Here is a 19658-nt window from a genome sequence, read left to right as displayed (position 1 = left end):
CATCCATGACGAGGTGGCCGACTGGTTCCTCGCCCTATGTGCTCACGATCCGCATTCGGCCGACTCGGTGGAGCAGGCCATCGAGCTGCTGGCCGAGATAGGACCGAGCCTCGGTCGTCCTATGGCCGATGTGATTCACGGCAGCTCGATGAAGAACCTCAAGGAGTTACGCCCGGGCTCGGGGGCCGGACCGAAATCCGCATCCTCTTCGTCTTCGACCCCGACCGGGAGTGCATCCTCCTCGTGGCGGGCGACAAGGCGGGCAATTGGCGACGCTGGTACGACACCGCCGTTCCGCTCGCCGAGGAGCGCTACCGGCAGTACCTCGACCACAAGGAGAAGGCGGCGGAATGAACGGTTTCACCTCGTGGGACGAGGTCAAGAGGAGCGCCGAGCGGATCCGTCGCGAGGCCCACCCCGAAGTGGGCGAGGCCGAGTGGGCGGCTCGTAAAGAGGCGGCACGTCTGCAGCAGGAGGCCCACCTCTTGGGCCATCACCTGCAGCGGCTGCGGAGGGAACGGGGGCTCACCCAGCAACAGGCCGCCGTCCAGCTCGGCATCACCCAGGCCCGCGTCTCCCAACTGGAGCAGGGCAAGGCGGTGGACCTCACGGCGATGCGCGCCTATGCGCAGGCCCTCGGCGCCCGGCTGACGCTGGTGCTCGAAGTCGACGATCAACAGATCCGCATCGCCTGAGCGCGATCGCGCCCCGGGGCGGCGCGGCCCGCCCCTGTCCCCGCCCGGCCCGGGCGGTCAGCCGATAACTTCGATCTCGCAGCGCGCCACGGTGCAACGGCTCAGCCTGGCGTCGCCGGTAATCAGTGGAGCCCGGTATACCTCCGCAGCCGCGACGTACGCCGCGTCGTAGCCCGAGACCTGGCTCCGCAGCTCCCACATCCGTATGAGGAGCGGCTGGACGCCGATCGCCTCGATCGACGCCCCGGTCAGCGCGGCCACGGCGTCGTCGGCGCGAGCTTGGGCGATCTTCTTCCCGAGGAGCCGACCGCGTACCGCGTGGAAGGTCTCGAGGATGAGATGGCCGGGCGCCGCCCAATGCGGATCCTGGGCGAGGCGGGCGCGGGCCGCCTTCCCGGCGGCGGCGTCCCCGGTGAGCGCTTCGGTGAGCACGCCCGCATCAACAATGATCACGCGGTCTCTCCCGGTTCGCCCGGCGAGAAGCCGAGCCCGGCGGCGCGCGCCGTGCGATCGGCGTCGAGCTCGCGCACGGTCTCGTTCATGGAGCTCTCGGCGCCGTCCGATCGGCCCTCGAAGCGCTGCAACAGCGCAACGTTGCCCGCTCGCTCGGCCTCGTTCTTGACCAGGTCCAGCAAATATCCCTGGAGGGACTGGCCCAGCTGCCTCGCCCGTTCGGCCAGTATCGCGCGGACCTCGTCCGGCACATCCCGAATCTGTAGAGCCACCATGCATGCATTTTCCATTGCACGGTGGCTCCGCGGGCAAGCCGGTTACCGACAAGCCACCCTTCAGAACAGCCGCACCCCCACGACCCCAGGGTCGTCGTCACGACCCCAGGATCGTCGTCAGGAACTCCCCCGTCCATGCCAGCAGCTCCCGCCCCACCAGCGGCTTTCCGCCGATGCGGGCGGTCGAGGGGCGGGGGACCAGGATCTGCTTGGTGGCCGGTTTGATCACCGTGCGCTGGTAGAGGCGCTTGAGGCGCAGTTCCTGGGATTCGCGGAGCTCCACCGGGGAGAAGCGGACGTTGGAGCCCTGGAGGGTGATGTCGGTGACGCCGCAGGCGCGGGCCAGCAGGCGCAGGCCGGCGACCAGGAGGAGGTTCTCCACCGGTTCCGGGAGCTTGCCGTAGCGGTCGGTGAGCTCCTCGCGGACGGCGCGGATGTCGTCCTCGCTGGTGGCCGAGGCGATGGCGCGGTACGCCTGGAGGCGCAGGCGCTCGCCGGGGGCGTAGTCGTGCGGGACGTGCGCGTCGACCGGAAGCTCGATCTTGACCTCCAGCGGCGCTTCCTCCTCCACGCCGCCCTCGATCGAGGCCCGGTAGTCGGCCACGGCCTCGCCGACCATCCGGACGTAGAGGTCGAAGCCGACGCCCGCGATATGGCCGGACTGCTCGCCGCCGAGCAGATTGCCCGCGCCGCGGATCTCCAGGTCCTTCATCGCCACATACATGCCCGCACCCATCTCGGTGTGCTGGGCGATGGTGGCCAGCCGCTCATGGGCGGTCTCGGTGAGCGGCTTCTCCGGCGGGTAGAGGAAGTACGCGTAACCGCGGTCGCGCCCGCGGCCGACCCGGCCGCGGAGCTGGTGGAGCTGGGAGAGGCCGAAGTTGTCGCCGCGCTCGACGATCAGGGTGTTGGCGTTGGAGATGTCGATACCGGACTCGACGATGGTCGTGGAGACCAGTACGTCGAACTTCTTCTCCCAGAAATCGACCACGACCTGCTCCAGGGCGGTCTCCGACATCTGGCCGTGGGCGGTGGCGATCCGCGCCTCGGGGACGATCTCGCGCAGCTTCGCCGCGGCCCGGTCGATGGACTCCACCCGGTTGTGGATGTAGAAGACCTGGCCCTCGCGGAGCAGCTCACGCCGGATGGCCGCGCCGATCTGCTTCTGCTCGTACGGCCCGACGAAGGTCAGCACCGGGTGGCGCTCCTCCGGCGGGGTGGTGATCGTGGACATCTCGCGGATGCCGGTGACCGCCATCTCCAGGGTGCGCGGGATGGGGGTGGCGGACATGCTCAGCACGTCCACATTGGCGCGGAGCTTCTTCAACTGCTCCTTGTGCTCGACGCCGAAGCGCTGCTCCTCGTCCACGACGACCAGGCCCAGGTCCTTGAACTTGGTCTCGGAGGAGAAGAGCCGGTGGGTGCCGATGACGATGTCGACCGCGCCGTCCTTCAGCCCCTCCAGCACCGCTTTGGCCTCGGTGTCGGTCTGGAAGCGGGAGAGCGCCCTGACGTTGACGGGGAACTGGCCGTACCGCTCGCCGAAGGTGCCGAAGTGCTGCTGCACCAGCAGGGTGGTGGGCACCAGCACCGCGACCTGCTTGCCGTCCTGGACCGCCTTGAAGGCCGCGCGGACCGCGATCTCGGTCTTGCCGTAGCCGACGTCGCCGCAGATCAGCCGGTCCATCGGAACCGACTTCTCCATGTCCTCCTTGACCTCGGCGATGGTGGTGAGCTGGTCGGGGGTCTCCGCGTACGGGAAGGCGTCCTCCAGCTCGCGCTGCCAGGGGGTGTCCGCGCCGAAGGCATGGCCGGGCGCCGCCATCCGGGCGGAGTAGAGCCTGATCAGGTCGGCGGCGATCTCCTTGACGGCCTTCTTGGCGCGCGCCTTGGTCTTGGTCCAGTCGGCCCCGCCGAGCCGGTGCAGGGTCGGCGCCTCCCCGCCCACGTACTTGGTGACCTGCTCGAGCTGGTCGGTGGGGACGAAGAGCCGGTCGCCGGGCTGGCCGCGCTTGGCCGGGGCGTACTCGACCACCAGATACTCGCGGGTGGCGCCCTGGACGGTGCGCTGCACCATCTCGATGTAGCGGCCGACGCCGTGCTGCTCGTGGACGATGAAGTCGCCCGCTTCGAGGGTGAGCGGATCGATGGTCTTACGGCGGCGCGCGGGCATCCGCGCCCCGTCCTTGCCCGCGGCCTTCTGCCCGGACAGATCCGTCTCGGTCAGCACGGCCAGCTTCAGGGCCGGGTCGACGAAGCCGTAGTCGATCGAACCGCAGGACACATGCACCACGGACGGCTTGATCTCGGTGAGGTCGCCGTCCAGCCGGGCCGCGATCCCCTCGCCGCCGAGTACCTCGACGGTGCGGGAGGCGGGGCCGTGGCCCTCGGTGACATAGACCGTGCGCCAGCCGTCGGCGAGCCAGCCCTTGGTGTCGGCCAGCGCCCGGGCGGTGTCGCCGCGGTAGCTCTCGGTGGCGTGCATGCCCAGCTTGACGGTGTCCCCCGCCGCGTCAGCGGCAAGTGTCTGCGTCAGCTCCTCGTCCGCCGCGAAGGGGCTCACCGACCACCACATCATGCCCAGCTCACGGGCCCGGTCACGGACGTCCGCGATGCCCCGCAGGGAGGCCGCGCCGACGTCGATCGGGGCCTCCCCGCCCCCGGCCGTGGCCGCCCAGGACGCCTGCAGGAACTCCTGGCTGGTGGCCACCAGGTCCGCCGCCCGGGTGCGCACCCGCTCCGGCTCGCAGACGACCGTCATGCTGCCCTTCGGCAGGACGTCCAGCAGCAGCTCCATCTCGTCCACCAGGACGGGGGCCAGGGACTCCATGCCCTCGACCGCGATCCCCTCGGCGATCTTGCCGAGCAGCTCGCCCAGCTCGGGATGGGCCTCGGCGAGGGCCGCGGCCCGCTCCCGCACCTGGTCGGTCAGCAGCAGCTCCCGGCAGGGCGGGGCCCACAGGCCGTGCTCGGCGACCTCCAGGGAGCGCTGGTCGGCCACCTTGAAGTAGCGGATCTCCTCGATGTCGTCGCCCCAGAACTCGATCCGGAGCGGATGCTCCTCGGTCGGCGGGAAGACGTCCAGGATGCCGCCGCGCACGGCGAACTCGCCGCGCTTCTCGACCAGCTCGACCCGGGAGTACGCGGCGGCGGCGAGCCCGTCGACGATCTCTTCCAGGTCGGCGGTCCCCCCGGCCCGCAGGCTCACCGGCTCCAGGTCCCCCAGCCCCTTGACCTGCGGCTGCAGCACGGACCGCACGGGCGCGACGACAACCGAGACGGGACCGGCCGCCGGGTCGTCCTGGCGCGGATGGGCCAGCCTGCGCAGCACCGCGAGGCGCCGCCCGACGGTGTCCGAGCGCGGGGAGAGCCGCTCATGCGGCAGCGTCTCCCAGGACGGGTACTCCACCACTGTGTCCGGCGGGAGCAGCGAGCGCAGCGCGGCCGCCAGGTCCTCCGCCTCCCGGCCGGTGGCGGTCACCGCGAGTACGGGACGGCCCGCGGAGCGCGCCAGCGCGGCGATGGCGAACGGGCGGGCGGCCGGCGGGCCGACCAGATCGACCTGGGGACGATGCCCGTCGGCGGCGCCGCGCACCGCCTCGGCGAGCGCGGGGTCCTTGACGACGACGTCGAGCAGACCGGTGAGGCTCATAAAGGGGTATTCCATCCCGGAGGCGGACAACGCGAACGACCCGACACGTGTCACGGGCCGGGGTCTTCCAGAGTACGGCCACCCGACGACAGCCTGCATGATCTCCCGGATCTCATCCATGGCCACCTGCCACTTTGGATCCTGCTTGTCGAGCACCTGGGCGGCCCGCTCAGCGGCATGCGGACGTCATCTCCGCCAGGCGGGGAGGGCGCGACCTGACCGAGTGCGGCACGCGGTGCGGGGAACGTCTTATCAGGTCTGGGGATCAGCGCCCCACCACCGTGAACCGGCTGCGTGGCCCTCTGCCCTCCAAGGGTGCCTCGATCACCGTACGGCAGGCGGGGGTGACGGGTGAGGCGGTTACCCCCTTGCCGCCCCCGCCGTCACGCGGCCTCGGACCGAGTGAATGTGGCACCGGCCCCCGGGGTGAGCCCACGAGCCGCGTCCCCTCGCGGTGGCCGTAATGCCGCACCGCCCGCTCGGTGCGCCGCCTCACCGCGGACTGAGCAGACGACGCCCGGTCCCGGTGCGCTGCCCCGTGAGCGCACCGGGGCCGGGGGCGTACCGCGTAACAGCCCGGCAGCCCGGCAGCCCGAGGCCCGAGCAGCCCGAGTCCGGAGGCGGGCGGCTCCCGGCGGTAGCCGCTGACGGTCCCACGTCCGGCCCATCACGACAGGCGGCCGGACACACCCTGTGATCACACTGATACACATGGCAGAGGGAAAACCGCACCCATCGTCCACCAAGACGAGCCCCCGGTCACGGCCGCCCAGGCCGGCCGAGGCCGCCCGGTACGCGTGCGAACAGCTCGCCTCACTGATCGTCCATGAGCCCGAGGGCGTCAGCGGCGTGACCCGCGACGAGGACGGCTGGGTCGTCAGCGTGGACGTCCTCGAGGTCGCTCGGATCCCCGACACCACCAGCCTGCTGGCCACCTACGAGGTGCGCGTCGACCAGCGGGGCGAACTCCAGGAATACCGGAGGGTCCGCCGCTACCGGCGCGGTGCGGCCGACGACTGCTGAGACGACCGCTGAGACGACCGCTGAGAAGACCGCTGAAAGGACGCCCCGAGATGCCCACTGGCACATACACGGAAGAGGTCGTCTGCATCCAGCGGACCGGCACCCTCTACGACGTCCTGGAACTCATCCTCGACCGGGGCATGGTGATCGACATCTTCATCCGGGTCTCCCTCGTCGGCATCGAGATCCTGAAGATCGACGCCCGCATCGTGGTCGCCAGCGTGGACACCTACCTCCGCTTCGCCGAAGCCTGCAACCGCGTGGACCTCGAATTCGACCGCAGCAAGACCGTTCCCGAACTGCTGGGCGGGATGGCGGGCGGCGGCGGGAGCCCGGCCGGCCGGATGGCCACCGGCCTCGGCAAGAAGAAGGCCAAGAAGGCGGTGGAAGGCGTGGGAGAGAAGGTCAAGAAGGTCGTCGGGGCCGATGACGACGAGGAGGAAGAGGAGCGGGAGAGCCGCCCCCGGCGGCGCACCGCGGCCGCCGGCTCCCGCCCCCGCCGCCGTTCCGCTTCTTCCGAGGAGGACTGATCCGTGACTCCGAGGAGGACTGATCCATGACCGCGCCCGGGAGCGTGTACGTCTACGGCGTCGTCCGCGCCACCCACGCGGTGCCGCCCGGCCGCACCGGAGTGGGCGAGCGGCCCGCTCCGGTCCGTACCCTCCGGGCCGGAGCGCTGGCCGCGGTGATCAGCGACGCTCCCGCCCGGCCGCGCGCCAAGCGGCGCGACCTCCTCGCCCACCAGGACCTCGCCCTGGCGCTGGCGGTGGACGGGCCGGTGCTGCCGATGCGGTTCGGGATGATCGCCCCCGACGAGGAGGCGGTGCGGCAGCAGTTGCTGTCCTCCCAGAACGACTGCCTGGCCGCGCTGGAACGCGTCGACGGGCGGGTCGAGATGAACCTCAAGGCGCTGCCCACCGAGGCCGACCTGAGCTCGCTGGTACGTGAGGACCCCGAGGTGAGCCGGTTGCGCACCGCCGCCCGCAGGGCCCCGGGGTACGAGGCCAGCGTGCGGCTCGGCGAGGCCGTGGCGCGCGGGCTGAGGCGCAGAGCGGCGGCCGCCGCGGCCGCGGTGCTCGCGGAGCTCTCCGCCGTGGCGGACGCCAAGGTGCACGGCCCGGAGGTCGAGGGATGCGTGCTGAACGTCTCCTTCCTGCTGGACCGGCGCGAGGAGCGGCGGTTCCACGGCGTGGTGGAGCGCTTCGCGGCCGGCCACCGCGACCGGGTCGAGCTGCGGCTCACCGGACCGCTGCCCTGCTACAGCTTCGCGGAAGGCCGGGCCTGACATGGGGGTACTGAGCCAGGTCGTCCTCTTCCCGCTGGCGCCGGTGCACGGGGTGGTGTGGGTCGCGGAGCGCATCAGGGACGTCGCGGAGGAGGAGCTGTGCCATCCGTCGGTGCTGCGCGCCCGTCTGGCCGCGCTGAACGAGGCCCTGGAGTCGGGGGCGATCGGCCCCGAGGAGTTCGACCGGGAGGAGGACCGGCTGCTGGACCTGCTGGAACGCTCAGGCAGCCAAGGAGGAAAGGCAAGGGTGAGACGCCATGACTGAACGCGACCTCGCGTGCACCCCTCCCCCGACCACCGGCCCGCCCTCCTCCGACCTCGCCGAGATCCTGGAGCGCGTCCTGGACAAGGGCATCGTGATCGCCGGAGACATCAAGATCGACCTGCTGGACATCGAACTGCTCACCATCCGGCTGCGGTTGTTCATCTCCTCCGTGGACACCGCCCGCAAGGCCGGGATCGACTGGTGGGAAACCGATCCCGCCCTCTCCTCGCGCGCCGCGAAGGACGCCCTCGCCCAGGAGAACGCGGAACTGCGCGAACGGCTCCACGCCCTGGAATCGCGCATGGACTCCGATGAGCTGAGCGCGGTCGGCGCCACCGCCGGCGAGAAGGGCGCGGGCACATGACCCCGCCCGAGGCCCCCACCCTCACCTACGCCTTCGCGGTCTGCCGCGGCGGCGCCCTCACGGCGTTGGCCGCGCTCCCCGGGCTCGGCACCGGCGCCCCCGTCCGTACGTTCGCGGCGGGCCCGCTCACCGCCGTGGTCCAGGACGTGCCCGCGGCCGGGTTCGAGGAGGAGGCGCTGCGGCGGCGGCTGTCCGACCGCGATGAGCTGGAGCGCTGCGCCCGCGCCCACCACACGGTGATCACGGCGGCGTCGGCACTGGCCCCCACCGTTCCGCTGCCGCTGGCCACCCTCTATCTCGACGACAACCGGGCGCGCGAGGCCCTGGGCGAGCGGGAGACCTCCCTCCTGACCGCGCTGGACCGGATCACGGGCCGGGCCGAATGGGGCGTCAAGGTCTACGCCCAGACGGGCCCGCCGCCCGCCCCGGAAGCCGCCCCGGCGGACGGACCGGCACCCGGCCCCGCCGGCGGCCGGGCCTATCTGGACCGCGTCCGCACCCGGCAGCGGAGCCGCGAACAGCACCACACCGTGACGCTGCGGGCCGCCGAGCGGGTGGACATCGCCGTCCGGAGCCTCGCCGTGGCCGCGCGCCGGCTGCGCCCGCACGGCGTCGAGGTGACCGGGAAGCACCGTACCCATGTGCTGAACGCGGCCTACCTCCTCGACCTGGGCCGGGAGCGCGAACTGCGCGCCGCCCTCGCGTCGTTGCGCCGCGACGAGACGGACGTCCAGATCGAGCTCTCCGGGCCATGGGCGCCCTACTCCTTCGCCGACGGAGGAATCGACGGGGGACTCACCGGCGGAGGGACCGCCGACGCGAGACGCACCAACGGAGGGATGTGCCCATGACCAGGGCCGCCTGGGACGCCGCCCCGGCCAAAGCGGCATGGGAAGCGGCCCCCGCCGACATCGCCCGCAAAGAGGCCCCCGCATGGGGCACCACCCCCGCCGAGGCCCTCGGACCGCTCGGCGTCCCCCTGGTGGACCTCCTCGACCGGGTGCTCGCCACCGGCGTCGTCGTCACCGGCGATCTGGTCATCGCGATCGCCGAGGTCCCCCTCGTCCGCCTCTCCCTGCACGCCCTGCTCTCCTCGGTCAACGAACGGGTCCCGGCCCCGTGGACCGACAGCGGCCCGCTATGAGCCCCCCGACGCCCCCGACCCCCACCCACCTCGACATCGACCGCGACTCGGTCGGCCGCGACCTGGTGGCCCTCGTGCTGACGGTCGTCGAACTCCTCCGCCAACTGATGGAGCGCCAGGCCATCCGCCGCATCGACGTGGGCGGCCTCACCGACGGTCAGATCGAGCGCATCGGCACCACGCTGATGCTGCTCGACCAGCGCATGGCGGAGCTGTGCGACCAGCACGGACTGACGCCGGAGGACCTCAACCTGGACCTCGGCCCCCTGGGCACCCTGCTCCCCCGCGACTGATGCGGACTCAGCCGCCGAGGGCTTTTGCCATGCGGTCGAGGTCGGCGAGCAGGGCGGCCAGGCGCCGTTGCGGGAAGGCCTCGACCATCGTCCGCTCGATGGCGTAGACGGCGGACCGGGCCGCGTCGAGCCGTTCGCGGCCGGCCTCGGTGAGGTGGGCGGGCAGGGCGCGGCCGTGGTCGGTGGTGGCGGGCCGGGAGATCAGGTCCGCGTCCTGGAGGCCGCGCAGGACGACGTTCATGGACTGCCGGGTGACGAAGGTGCCGCGGGCGAGTTCGGCGTTGGACAGGCCGGGCCGCTGGTCGAGGAGTTCCAGGCAGGCGTACTGCGGCACCGTCAGACCGCGTTCGCGCAGCGCCTTGTCCATGGCGCCGCGCAGCGCCGCGGCGGCGCGCTTGAGGCGGTATCCCACATGTTCGGTGACGTCGTGAGCGGGGTGCGGCGGGGTCACGGGAGTCCGGTCTTCCATGTCAGGATTTTGACATAGGGAGGGGGTGTGCGTACAGTCCGGGAATGTCAGAGTCCTGACATCAAACAACCTGGGGAGGACCCATGACCGCCACCCTTGACGGCCCCGACTTCATCGCCCTGCAGGTACGCGATGTCGAGGCGGCGGCCGCCTTCTGCGAAAAGCACCTCGGACTGCGCCGGGCACCGGCCTCGCCTCCCGGTGCCGTGGTGTTCACCACCGAGCCGATCCCGTTCGCCGTCCGCGAGCCGCTGCCGGGCGTGGAGCTCGACGACGTCGCACGGCCCGGCCTCGGCGTGGCCCTGTGGTTCCGCACCACGGACGCCCAGGCGCTGCACGACCAGCTCGCCGACGCCGGGGTGCCCATCGTCGCCCCGCCGCAGGACAGCCCCTTCGGCCGCACGTTCACCTTCATCGGCCCCGAGGGCTACGCCATCACCGCGCACGGAGGCTGATCGTGACCGCCGTCTCCCTCACCCCGGCCGGTCCCTTCTCGCTGGCGGCGAGCGTCCGCTTCCTGGCGGGCTTCACCCCCGCGAGCTATTCCGGCACGGCGGACGAGGTGCTCCGCCTGGCCTTTCCCGCCGACGACGGCCACTCGACGGTGGCCGCCGCGGTGCGGCAGGAGGAGACGGCGGATGGTGAAGCGGGCGGGGTACGGGCCGAGTTCACCGTGTATCCCGGCGTACCGGACGGCGACCTGGACGGCTCTCCGGCGGACCCCGTGTCCGCCGGGGCCGCCGGGCCGGGGCCCCTATCCGCCGGGGAGCCGTCCTGGCCCGACGCGGCCGTCCGGGCCCAGCTCGCGCGCATCCTCTCGCTCGACGTCGACGGAAGCGGCTTTCCCGAACTCGCCGCCGCCGACCCCGTGGTGGCCGGGCTCATGGCGGAATTTCCGGGCCTTCGGCCGGTGTGCTTCCACTCCCCCTACGAAGCCGCCGTGTGGGCGGTCATCGGCCACCGCATCCGGATGACCCAGGCCGCCGCCATCAAGGCCCGCCTCGCCGAGCGGTACGGACGGCGGGTCCAGGTCGCGGGCCGGACCCTGCACGCCTTCCCCACCCCGCCGGCGCTGCGCGCGATCAACCGGATCCCCGGCCTGACCGAGGTGAAGATCGAGCGGCTGCACGCGCTGGCGGAGGCGGCCGACGCGGGTGAACTCGACGCCGCACGGCTGCGCGCGATGCCGGCGGACGACGCCCTTACGGCGCTGCGCACCCTTCCCGGCATCGGCCCGTTCTCCGCCGAGCTCATCCTCATCCGCGGCGCCGGGCACCCCGATGTCTTCCCGCGCCACGAACGGCGACTGCACGCGGCCATCGCCACCGCGTACGGCCTCGACGAGACCGCCTCCGGCGACATCGGCCGGCTGGCCGGGATCGCCGACGGCTGGCGGCCCTACCGCAGTTGGATCGCGCTCCTGCTGCGCGCCCGTGCCGAGCGCATCGGCCGCCACGTGTCGTAGCCGCACGGAACAGAAGAGCCGGTCCGCCCCCGTCGCGGACCGGCTCTTCCACCGGCTCTTCCACCGGCTCTCGACACCGGCTCTTCCACCGGCTCCCGGCCGGGTGCGGTCAGCCGTTCTCGACGACCATCAGTGCGTTGCCGTCCCCGTCCCGGAAGCTGAACATCGGCGGCACCGGGGCGCCCCAGCGCTGGACCTCCGGGTCGGTGTCGACGCCGCGCGAGCGCAGCGTCGCGTGGTCGGCGTCGATGTCCTGCGAGGTGAGGATGATGCCGGTCTCGTAACCCGGCCCCTGGCCGCCCTCGCGCGGCAGGACGAGCGCGATCCCGGTCGGGGCGCCGGCCGGGCCCACCTCGATCCAGCGGTGACCGTCGCCGAAGGGGGTGTCGGCACGCTTCTCGAAGCCGAGCGTGCCCACATAGAAGTCCAGCGCCCGGTCCTGATCGGCGACGGTGACGGCCACCCGGCCCACCTCGGCGAGCCGGGTGCCTTTCGCGGTCTCGGTCATGTGATCTCCCTTGGGGTGATGCGTTCACCACCTGAGACCCCGGGGCACCGCGGAACTCATCGGTCGCCCGCCGATCGACCTTCATGCCCGCTGAACCACCGTGGCGGTCAGCGGTTGACGAAGGCCAGGCTCTTCTCGTCGTACCGGGTGCCGGCCACCTCGCCGGCCGGGGCGGCGGCGTCGATCGCGGCCAGTTCCTCGGGCGACAGCTCGATCGTGGCGGCGGTCAGGTTCTCCTCCAGGTACTTCTGGCGCCGGGTGCCCGGGATGGGGACCACGTCGTCGCCGCGGTGCTGCACCCAGGCGAGGGCGAGCTGGCCCGCGGTGACGCCCTTCTCGGCGGCCAGTTCGGTCAGCTTGCCGACGATGGCCAGGTTCTTTTCGAGGTTGCCGTCGGCGAACCGGGGCTGGGTGCGGCGCACATCGCCCTCCGGCAGACCCTCGGTCGAGGTGTAGCGGCCGGTGAGGAAGCCGCGGCCGAGCGGGGAGAAGGGCACGAGGCCGATGCCGAGCTCGCGGCAGACCGGGGCGATCTCGTGCTCCAGGTCCCGCGTCCACAGCGACCATTCGCTCTGCAGCGCCGCGATGGGATGCACCGTGTGGGCGCGGCGGATGGTCTCCGCGCCCGCCTCGGACAGGCCGAGATGGCGCACCTTGCCCGCCTGGACCAGCTCGGCCATGGCGCCGACGGTCTCCTCGATGGGGACGTCGGGGTCCACGCGGTGCTGGTAGTAGAGGTCGATGTGGTCGACGCCGAGCCGCCGCAGCGAAGCATCGCACGCCTGGCGGACGTAGGCGGCGTCGCCCCGGATCGCGGTCGGCTCCCCGAGCTGGTTGGCGAAGCCGAACTTGGTGGCCAGGACCGCCTGGTCCCGGCGCCCGGCCAGGGCCCGGCCGAGCAGTTCCTCGTTGTGCCCGGCGCCGTAGAAGTCGGAGGTGTCCAGCAGCGTGACGCCGAGGTCGAGGGCGCGGTGGACGGTGGCGATCGACTGGGCGTCGTCCGAGGCGCCGTAGCCATGGCTCATGCCCATGCAGCCCAGGCCCTGGGCCGCGACGGTCAGCGCACCCAGGCGACGGGTGGGCAGTGCGGACATCGGGTACCTCCCTCGTGGTCGTGACGATTGGTCGTGACGATCACGCTAGGAGTTGGAGCGCACTCGAAGTCAAACGCCCGGAGCACCCGAGCGGTCCGGCCCGGTGCACAGGAAAAACCGGCCCGGTGCGCTCCCCCGTCGCACACCGGGCCGGTCGGCCTTCTGCCCCTCCCCCATGGAAGGGCAGCGGGCCTCATTTCCCCCGTTGGCTCTGGCTATTCCGTGGCGATCGCGTTCAGCACATTCATCCGCGCCGCCCGGAAGGCCGGGACCAGCGCCGCGATCAGACCCACCACGGCCGAGCCGATGAACACCGTGATGATCGTCGGCCACGGGATCTCCAGGGTCTTCAGACCCTCGAGCGCCAGCAGCTTCTGGGCCGTGGTTCCCCAGCCCATGCCAAGACCCAGCCCCAGCAGCGCGCCGAAGAGCGCGATGACCACGGACTCAAGCCGGATCATGCGGCGCATCTGGCGGCGGGAGAGGCCGATGGCGCGCATCAGGCCGATCTCACGGGTCCGCTCGACGACCGACAGGGCCAGGGTGTTCACCACACCGAGGACGGCGACGATGATCGCCAGCGCCAGCAGACCGTAGACCAGGTTGAGGAGCTGACCGACCTGGTCCTTGACCTCCTGCTTGTAATCGGTCTGGTCGCGCACCTTCACCGACGGGTAGTGGTGCAACTGGGCCTTGAGGGAGGCGTACGCCGCGTCCTCCTGGCCGTCCTTGGCCTGCGCCAGGATCATGACGTCCGCCGGGATCAGCTTGGCGGGGACATAGTTCTCGACGGTGGCGATGTTGAGGTACAGCGCGCCCTTGTCGAGGCTGACGTCGTCCGAGGTGATCGCGGCGACGGTCAGCTTGGCGGTCCGGCCCTCCTTGAAGGCGACGGTCAGGGTGTCGCCCTTCTTCACCTTGTGGTCCTTGGCGAAGCCCTCCGGCACCGACATGGCGTCCTTGCCGTACGCGGCGGCCAGATCGCCCTCGACCACCGGGGTGCGCAGGTCCTCCGCGTACGTCGGGCTGGCGGCCGAAAGGTCCTTGGTGACCGTCTTGCCGTCCGGCAGGGTGACCTTGGCGCCGTCGATGTTCTTGGCCTCGCTGATGTGCTTCAGGCCCTTGGCCTGGCGCACCGACTTCTCGATCCCCTCGGTGATCGGCTGGCCCATGTCGGACTGGATGATGAAGTCCGCGCCCACCGACTTGTCCAGCTCATCGGTGGCCGAGGCGACCATCGAGGAGCCCACCACCGACAGACAGGCGACCAGCGCCAGGCCGATCATCAGGGCCGCGCCGGTGGCGCCGGTGCGCCGCGGGTTGCGCAGCGCGTTGCGCTCGGCCAGCCGGCCGACCGGGCCGAAGATCCGCAGGACGACGGTGGCCAGCGCGCGGACCACCAGACCGGCCAGCAACGGGCCGATGACGATGAAGCCGATGAGCGTCAGCACCACGCCGACGCCCAGGAACATCGAGCCGTCGACCGCCTTGTCCGCGTTCCCCGCGACCACCAGGGACGCCGCGCCACCCGCGGTGAGGAGGGTGCCGATCACGCCGCGGATCCAGCCGGCCCTGCTGTCCGCCGGGGTGCCCGCGTCGCGCAGGGCCGCCATCGGGGAGATCTTCCCGGCCCGGCGGGCGGGGATGTACGCCGCGATGACGGTGACGATGACGCCGATGCCGATGCCGATGATGGGCGTGGTGGGCTTCACCGTGAGCTGGTCGGTGCTCAGATGCAGACCCGCGCTGCCCATGATCTTCATCAGGCCGACCGCGAGGCCGACCCCGCCGAGGACACCGAGGATCGAGCCGACGATGCCCAGCAGCAGCGCCTCGATCAGCACCGACCGGTTGATCTGCTTCCGGCTGGAGCCGATGGCCCGCATCAGGCCGATCTCACGGGTGCGCTGGGCGACCAGCATCGAGAAGGTGTTGACGATCAGGAAGATGCCGACCAGGACGGCGATCCCGGCGAAGCCGAGCATCGCGTACTTCATGACGTCCAGGAACGAGCCGATGCCGTCCTCGGCCTCCTTGCTGGACTCGGCCTTCGTCTGCACCTTCACAGCGGTGCCGAGGTCGGCCACCACGCTCTTCTTGAGCTGCTCATGGCTGACGCCCGGCTGGGCGGTGAGCTGATAGCTGGAGTACACCCCGGGAGCGCCGAGCAGTTTGCGCTGCGCGGTGTCGGTGTCCATGAAGACCAGCGTGGCGCCGGGGTTGGTCACCTGGAACGTGGCAATGCCGACGATCTTCGCGCGGAACTCGCCGGGGATGGCGATGATCCGCATCTCGTCGCCCAGCTTCAGCTTCTTGTTCTTCGCGGTGTCGGCGTCGACCATCACCTCGGTCGGGCCGCGCGGCGCGTGACCGGAGGTGACCTGGACCGAGCGCGTCTCGGTCGGGTCCCAGTTGGTGCCGATGGTCGGGGCGCCGGAGTCCGAGCCGATGCTGTTGTCGTTCCGGTCGGCGGCGGTGATCGACTGGCTGGTGGCGTCGCCGATCACCGACTTGACGCCGTCCACCTGCTTCAGCCGCGCCAGCTCAGAACCGGGCAGCGAACGGATCCGGCCCTGCCGGGTGTCGTTGTCGCTGGCGCCCTTGGGGCTGACCGTGACATCGGAGGCGGTGCTCGCGAAGAGCTTGTCGAACGTGGCGTTGGTGGTGTCGGTGAAGACGAGCGTGCCGCAGACGAACGCCACCGACAGCAGCACGGCGATCGCGGACAGCGCCATCCGCCCCTTGTGGGCGACGAAGTTGCGCAGTGAGGTCTTGAGAACGGTCATGACACCCGTCCTCGCGCGTCGAAGTGCTTCATGCGCTCCAGGACCAGATCGGCCGTCGGGTTGTACATCTCGTCGACGATCCGGCCGTCGGCCAGGTACAGCACACGGTTGGCGTAGGAGGCGGCGACCGGGTCATGGGTGACCATCACGATGGTCTGGCCCAGCTCGTCCACCGACCGCTTGAGGAAGCCCAGCACCTCGGCACTGGCCCGCGAGTCCAGGTTTCCGGTCGGCTCGTCACCGAAGATGATCTCGGGACGGGCGGCGAGGGCGCGGGCCACCGCGACGCGCTGCTGCTGACCGCCGGAGAGCTGGTTCGGACGGTGCTTGAGCCGGCCGGACAGACCCACGGTCTCCACCACCTGGTCCAGCCAGGCCCGGTCGGGCTTACGGCCCGCGATGTCCATCGGCAGCGTGATGTTCTCGATCGCGCTGAGCGTCGGCAGCAGGTTGAACGCCTGGAAGATGAAGCCGATCCGGTCCCGGCGCAGCTTGGTGAGCTTCTTGTCCTTCAGCCCGGTGATCTCGGTCTCGTCGATGAAGATCTGCCCGGAGCTGACGGTGTCCAGACCGGCCAGGCAGTGCATCAGGGTCGACTTGCCGGAGCCGGACGGGCCCATGATCGCGGTGTACTGCCCGCGGGCGATGTCCACGTCCACATGGTCCAGCGCGACCACCCGGGTCTCCCCCGAGCCATACGCCTTGACCACCTGACGTGCACGGGCGGCGACGGCCGTATGTCCTCCGCTGCCCCCGGTCCTGGGAATCGATACAGCCGTTGTCACTCTTTCTCCTTCAGTAATTGATCGGCGATGTCGCTCCCCGACCACGGCATCCAGATTGCCGTGATCCGGGAACCTCCGCGATGGGGAAGGACTCCCTCTCAGCGGTAGGGCTAGCCCCACCCCCTCGGTCGCGCAGCCCGTAGCAACCTTATGAAGCCGGGACGACAGGCTCCTCATCCGCCCGGACGAACCGGGAGTAGGAGTACAGGGCGGGCATCCCCTAGGGGAGTGAGTCCTGAGGCTGACCCGGACTCGGGGTAGATTCTGCACCCTTCCGCCACGTCAGGCTCAAGCCGGGCCTTCTGGACAGCCTGGATGCGTTCTTCCTCCAGCCTGTCCCGCCATGGAATCGTGGGTCGTACAAGAATCGTGCGTACGGGAGTCCCGCGTACGAACATCAGGGACACGTGCCGGCGCGTACCGGCGAAGGGAGCGCGCCACCGTGGGCGGCACCGCACGACGGCCGATGGACGCCGACCCCAGACCCCCCGCACCCCAGCCGCACCCCGGCACCCCCACCCGCCGCGGCCGCCGCCCCGTCGCCGCCGCCCTCATGCTCGGCATGGCGCTGGCCGCGCTCGACGCGACCATCATCTCCACCGCCGTACCGCAGATCGTCGGCGACCTCGGCGGCTTCTCCGTCTTCTCCTGGCTCTTCTCCGGCTATCTGCTCGCCGTCACCGTCTCCCTGCCGCTGTACGGAAAGCTCTCCGACACCTTCGGCCGCAAACCCATCCTGCTCGCGGGCATCGTCGTCTTCCTCATCGGCTCACTGCTGTGCGCCGCCGCCTGGAACATGACGTCCCTCATCGCCTTCCGGATCGTCCAGGGACTGGGCGGCGGGGCACTCCAGGGCACCATCCAGGTCGTCGCCGCCGACCTCTACCCGCTCAAGGAGCGCCCGAAGATACAGGCCAGGCTCTCCTCCGTCTGGGCGCTCTCCTCGGTGGCGGGCCCCGCGATCGGCGGCGTGCTCGCCGGATACGCCGACTGGCGCTGGATCTTCCTCATCAACCTGCCGGTCGGCGCCCTGGCGTTCCTCCTCATCACCCGCCATCTGCACGAACCGGGACGGCGCCGGGAAGGCCGCCCCAGGATCGACTGGGCCGGGGCACTCGGCGTCTTCCTCACCGGCGGACTGCTGCTGACCGCCCTCGTCCAGGGCGGAGTGGCCTGGGACTGGCTGTCCGCCCCGTCACTCACCATGCTCGGCGGCGCCGCCATATGCGCCGCGGCCACCGTATGGATCGAACGGCACGCCGCCGAACCGCTCATCCCCGGCTGGGTCTGGCGCCGCCGCACCATCTCGGCCGTCAACCTCGCCTTCGCCGCACTCGGCCTGCTGATGATCGCCCCGACCGTCTTTCTGCCCACCTACGCCCAGTCGGTGCTGGGACTCGGACCCATACCGGCCGGTTTCGTGCTCTCCACGATGACGCTGAGCTGGCCGATCGCGGCCGCGCTCAGCAGCCGCGTCTACAACCGCGTCGGCTTCCGGCGCTGCGCCATCACCGGCATGGCCGCCGCCACACTGATCCTGGCCGCCTTCCCCCTCCTCCCCTACCCCGGCGCCGCCTGGCAGCCCGCGCTGATCATGCTGCTGCTCGGGGGCGCCCTCGGGCTCTTCCAACTGCCGCTGATCATCGGAGTGCAGTCGTCCGTGGGATGGGCCGAACGCGGCACCGCCACCGCCTCGATCCTCTTCTGCCGCCAGGTCGGCCAGAGCCTCGGGGCGGCGCTCTTCGGGGCCGTCGCCAACGCGACCCTGGCCTCCCGGCTCACCGCAGCCCCCGACGCCATCCGGCCGGGACTGCCCGACGACCTGGACTCGGTCTCCCGCGCCCTGGAACACCCCGGCACCCTCACCGACCAGGCGGCCGACTATCTGCGGCGGGCCGTGGACACCGCCGTCGACCACGTCTACCTGGGCTCGGCGACCGCCGCGCTGCTCGCGCTGCTGGTACTGGTGTTCCTCGCCCCGCGCCGCTTCCCGGTCCGTACCGAAGCCGAGGCCGAGACGGAATCCTGACGCGGTCGGACTGGACGGAGCCGGGACCGGGCGGCATCCGCTCCCCCGTCGGCGGTCGCATGCCCGCGGCCCGGCGATGCGCTCAGGACTCGGAGCGCGGCGATGCGCTCAGGAACTCGGGGCGCGGCAGTGCGCTCAGGACTCGGGGCGCGGCGCCGCCGCAGCGTCCTCCGCCGCCACCGACCTACCGGTCAGCGCCGCCAGACTGCCACGCACATGCTCCAGATGCGCCTTGAGCTCCTCACGCCGCTCCACATGCTCGCGCAGCGTCCGCTCCGTCTCCCGCGCCAGGCGCTCCTCGCGGGCCCGCGCCTGGGCGATGATCTCCGCCGCCTGCGCCTGCGCGTCCTCCTGCCGCAGCCGCGCGGTCTGCTCGGCCATCCCGTACTCCCGCTTGGCGTCGGCGAGCGTCGCCTGGGCGTACTCCTCCAACTGGGCCAGCCGGGCCGCCATCGCGTGGTCCCGCTCGGCCAGTTCACGGCCCGCCGCCTCCCACCGCTCGACGTGCTCCCGCTCCTGCTCGGCCAGGATCCCGGCGGCGCGCTGCCGCATCTCCTTCAGCTCCGCCAGCGCCTGGGTCCGCCACTCCTTGGCGTCCTGACGCGAGACGGCCCGCAGCTCGTCCACATCCACCTGGCCCGACTCCAAGGTCGCGCGCGCCGCCACCTCGGCGGCCTCCCGGACCCGCTCGGCCTCGTCACGAGCCGCGTCCCGCACCGTACGGGCCACGGCCTGCGCCGCCTCCCACTCCTCCTGCGCCGACGCCTCGGCCGCCGCCCGCAGACAGACGACCTCCTCCTCGGCCGCCATGAGGATGAGCTGGGCCCGGTCGCCGAGCGACTCATACGTCTGGGGGGCCAGTTGGGCGATCACCTCGCGCAGCCGCTCCGCCTCGGCTGACAGCTCATTGGCCAGCACGGTGAGGCGCGCGGCGCGCTCCCACGCCGCGTCCCGTGCTTCGGACAGCTCCGCCACATAGTGGTCGACCTGCGCGGGCCGGTAGCCACGGCCCCGTCCGCCGACGATGGTGAAGCCCTGACGTGACACCGATGCGCCCATCCTTGGAACCCCTT

Annotated in this window: 21 protein-coding genes and 1 pseudogene; 13 read left to right on the top strand and 9 right to left on the bottom strand. The window is 71.3% G+C overall.

Features of this window, described 5'->3' with window-relative positions; all coding sequences use genetic code 11:
* Positions 1-13: 13 nt before the first annotated feature.
* Both STRVI_RS04710 and STRVI_RS04705 read left to right on the top strand, forming a co-directional pair.
* Positions 14-354, top strand: a pseudogene (locus STRVI_RS04710) (type II toxin-antitoxin system RelE/ParE family toxin).
* The gene (locus STRVI_RS04705; RefSeq protein WP_014054465.1) at positions 351-695 is read left to right on the top strand and encodes a helix-turn-helix domain-containing protein; all 345 of its coding nucleotides are present in this window, start codon (positions 351-353) and stop codon (positions 693-695) included. Before STRVI_RS04710 ends, STRVI_RS04705 begins: the two are co-directional and overlap by 4 nt.
* A 57-nt stretch (positions 696-752) precedes the next feature.
* Here STRVI_RS04705 and STRVI_RS04700 read toward each other — a convergent pair whose 3' ends face one another.
* From STRVI_RS04700 to mfd, 3 genes are all read right to left on the bottom strand, one after another.
* The gene (locus STRVI_RS04700) at positions 753-1148 is read right to left on the bottom strand and encodes a type II toxin-antitoxin system VapC family toxin (RefSeq protein WP_014054464.1); all 396 of its coding nucleotides are present in this window, start codon (positions 1146-1148) and stop codon (positions 753-755) included.
* Positions 1145-1423 carry a hypothetical protein gene (locus STRVI_RS04695; RefSeq protein WP_043235419.1) on the bottom strand — a complete coding sequence of 93 codons (279 nt, stop codon included), beginning with the start codon at positions 1421-1423 and terminating at the stop codon, positions 1145-1147. Before STRVI_RS04695 ends, STRVI_RS04700 begins: the two co-directional genes overlap by 4 nt.
* A 97-nt stretch (positions 1424-1520) precedes the next feature.
* Positions 1521-5075, bottom strand: a complete 3555-nt coding sequence (gene mfd / locus STRVI_RS04690; protein WP_043235416.1) for a transcription-repair coupling factor — start codon at positions 5073-5075, stop codon at positions 1521-1523.
* Positions 5076-5786: 711 nt separating this feature from the next.
* Here mfd and STRVI_RS04685 point away from each other — a divergent pair.
* From STRVI_RS04685 to STRVI_RS04650, 8 genes are read left to right on the top strand one after another with little or no spacing between them, the layout of a single operon-like run.
* Entirely contained in the window at positions 5787-6098 is a 312-nt protein-coding gene (locus STRVI_RS04685) for a gas vesicle protein (protein WP_043237884.1), read from the top strand.
* A gap of 50 nt (positions 6099-6148) precedes the next feature.
* Positions 6149-6628 (top strand): gas vesicle protein GvpJ, encoded by a 480-nt coding sequence (gene gvpJ, locus STRVI_RS04680; RefSeq protein WP_014054460.1) that lies wholly within the window; start codon positions 6149-6151, stop codon positions 6626-6628.
* Between the two features lie 26 nt (positions 6629-6654).
* Complete coding sequence (locus tag STRVI_RS04675; RefSeq protein ID WP_014054459.1) at positions 6655-7383, top strand: GvpL/GvpF family gas vesicle protein; 729 nt, start codon at positions 6655-6657, stop codon at positions 7381-7383.
* 1 nt (position 7384) lies between these two features.
* Positions 7385-7648: a gas vesicle protein GvpG gene (locus STRVI_RS04670; RefSeq protein WP_014054458.1), complete on the top strand. Its 264-nt coding sequence runs from the start codon at positions 7385-7387 to the stop codon at positions 7646-7648.
* Entirely contained in the window at positions 7641-8012 is a 372-nt protein-coding gene (locus tag STRVI_RS04665) for a gas vesicle protein (RefSeq protein WP_014054457.1), read from the top strand. The genes STRVI_RS04670 and STRVI_RS04665 overlap by 8 nt, the downstream gene beginning before the upstream one ends.
* The gene (locus tag STRVI_RS04660) at positions 8009-8863 is read left to right on the top strand and encodes a GvpL/GvpF family gas vesicle protein (protein ID WP_014054456.1); all 855 of its coding nucleotides are present in this window, start codon (positions 8009-8011) and stop codon (positions 8861-8863) included. The genes STRVI_RS04665 and STRVI_RS04660 overlap by 4 nt, the downstream gene beginning before the upstream one ends.
* A gap of 59 nt (positions 8864-8922) precedes the next feature.
* Entirely contained in the window at positions 8923-9156 is a 234-nt protein-coding gene (locus tag STRVI_RS04655) for a gas vesicle protein (RefSeq protein WP_043237878.1), read from the top strand.
* The gene (locus STRVI_RS04650; protein WP_014054454.1) at positions 9153-9449 is read left to right on the top strand and encodes a gas vesicle protein K; all 297 of its coding nucleotides are present in this window, start codon (positions 9153-9155) and stop codon (positions 9447-9449) included. The genes STRVI_RS04655 and STRVI_RS04650 overlap by 4 nt, the downstream gene beginning before the upstream one ends.
* 7 nt (positions 9450-9456) lie before the next feature.
* Here STRVI_RS04650 and STRVI_RS04645 read toward each other — a convergent pair whose 3' ends face one another.
* Entirely contained in the window at positions 9457-9918 is a 462-nt protein-coding gene (locus tag STRVI_RS04645; RefSeq protein ID WP_043235414.1) for a MarR family winged helix-turn-helix transcriptional regulator, read from the bottom strand.
* Positions 9919-10001: 83 nt separating this feature from the next.
* On the opposite strand from STRVI_RS04645, the gene STRVI_RS04640 reads away from it, so the two are divergent.
* Positions 10002-10373 (top strand): VOC family protein, encoded by a 372-nt coding sequence (locus STRVI_RS04640; protein WP_014054452.1) that lies wholly within the window; start codon positions 10002-10004, stop codon positions 10371-10373.
* Positions 10374-10375: 2 nt separating this feature from the next.
* Positions 10376-11383, top strand: coding sequence for a DNA-3-methyladenine glycosylase family protein (locus STRVI_RS04635; RefSeq protein ID WP_014054451.1), 1008 nt, complete (start codon positions 10376-10378; stop codon positions 11381-11383).
* A 109-nt stretch (positions 11384-11492) separates the two neighbouring features.
* Here STRVI_RS04635 and STRVI_RS04630 read toward each other — a convergent pair whose 3' ends face one another.
* The 4 genes from STRVI_RS04630 to STRVI_RS04615 all read right to left on the bottom strand — a co-directional run bounded on the left by STRVI_RS04630 (position 11493) and on the right by STRVI_RS04615 (position 16556).
* The gene (locus tag STRVI_RS04630) at positions 11493-11891 is read right to left on the bottom strand and encodes a VOC family protein (protein ID WP_014054450.1); all 399 of its coding nucleotides are present in this window, start codon (positions 11889-11891) and stop codon (positions 11493-11495) included.
* Between the two features lie 107 nt (positions 11892-11998).
* On the bottom strand, positions 11999-12985 hold the full coding sequence (locus tag STRVI_RS04625; protein ID WP_014054449.1) for an aldo/keto reductase: 987 nt from the start codon (positions 12983-12985) through the stop codon (positions 11999-12001).
* A gap of 215 nt (positions 12986-13200) precedes the next feature.
* Positions 13201-15771 carry an ABC transporter permease gene (locus STRVI_RS04620; RefSeq protein ID WP_014054448.1) on the bottom strand — a complete coding sequence of 857 codons (2571 nt, stop codon included), beginning with the start codon at positions 15769-15771 and terminating at the stop codon, positions 13201-13203.
* Entirely contained in the window at positions 15768-16556 is a 789-nt protein-coding gene (locus STRVI_RS04615; RefSeq protein WP_014054447.1) for an ABC transporter ATP-binding protein, read from the bottom strand. The genes STRVI_RS04620 and STRVI_RS04615 overlap by 4 nt, the downstream gene beginning before the upstream one ends.
* Before the next feature lie 466 nt (positions 16557-17022).
* Between STRVI_RS04615 and STRVI_RS04610 the strand changes: the two genes are divergently transcribed.
* Positions 17023-18585, top strand: coding sequence for an MFS transporter (locus STRVI_RS04610; protein WP_050993618.1), 1563 nt, complete (start codon positions 17023-17025; stop codon positions 18583-18585).
* A gap of 135 nt (positions 18586-18720) precedes the next feature.
* On the opposite strand, the gene STRVI_RS04605 is transcribed toward STRVI_RS04610, so the two are convergent.
* Positions 18721-19644 (bottom strand): hypothetical protein, encoded by a 924-nt coding sequence (locus STRVI_RS04605; RefSeq protein WP_014054445.1) that lies wholly within the window; start codon positions 19642-19644, stop codon positions 18721-18723.
* Between the last annotated feature and the right edge of the window lie 14 nt (positions 19645-19658).

The organism is Streptomyces violaceusniger Tu 4113, assembly GCF_000147815.2.
In the GTDB taxonomy this organism is placed as follows: Bacteria; Actinomycetota; Actinomycetes; order Streptomycetales; family Streptomycetaceae; genus Streptomyces; species Streptomyces violaceusniger_A.
Note: the sequence above shows the minus strand (reverse complement) of the source record. Positions and strands in the feature narration are given on the sequence as shown.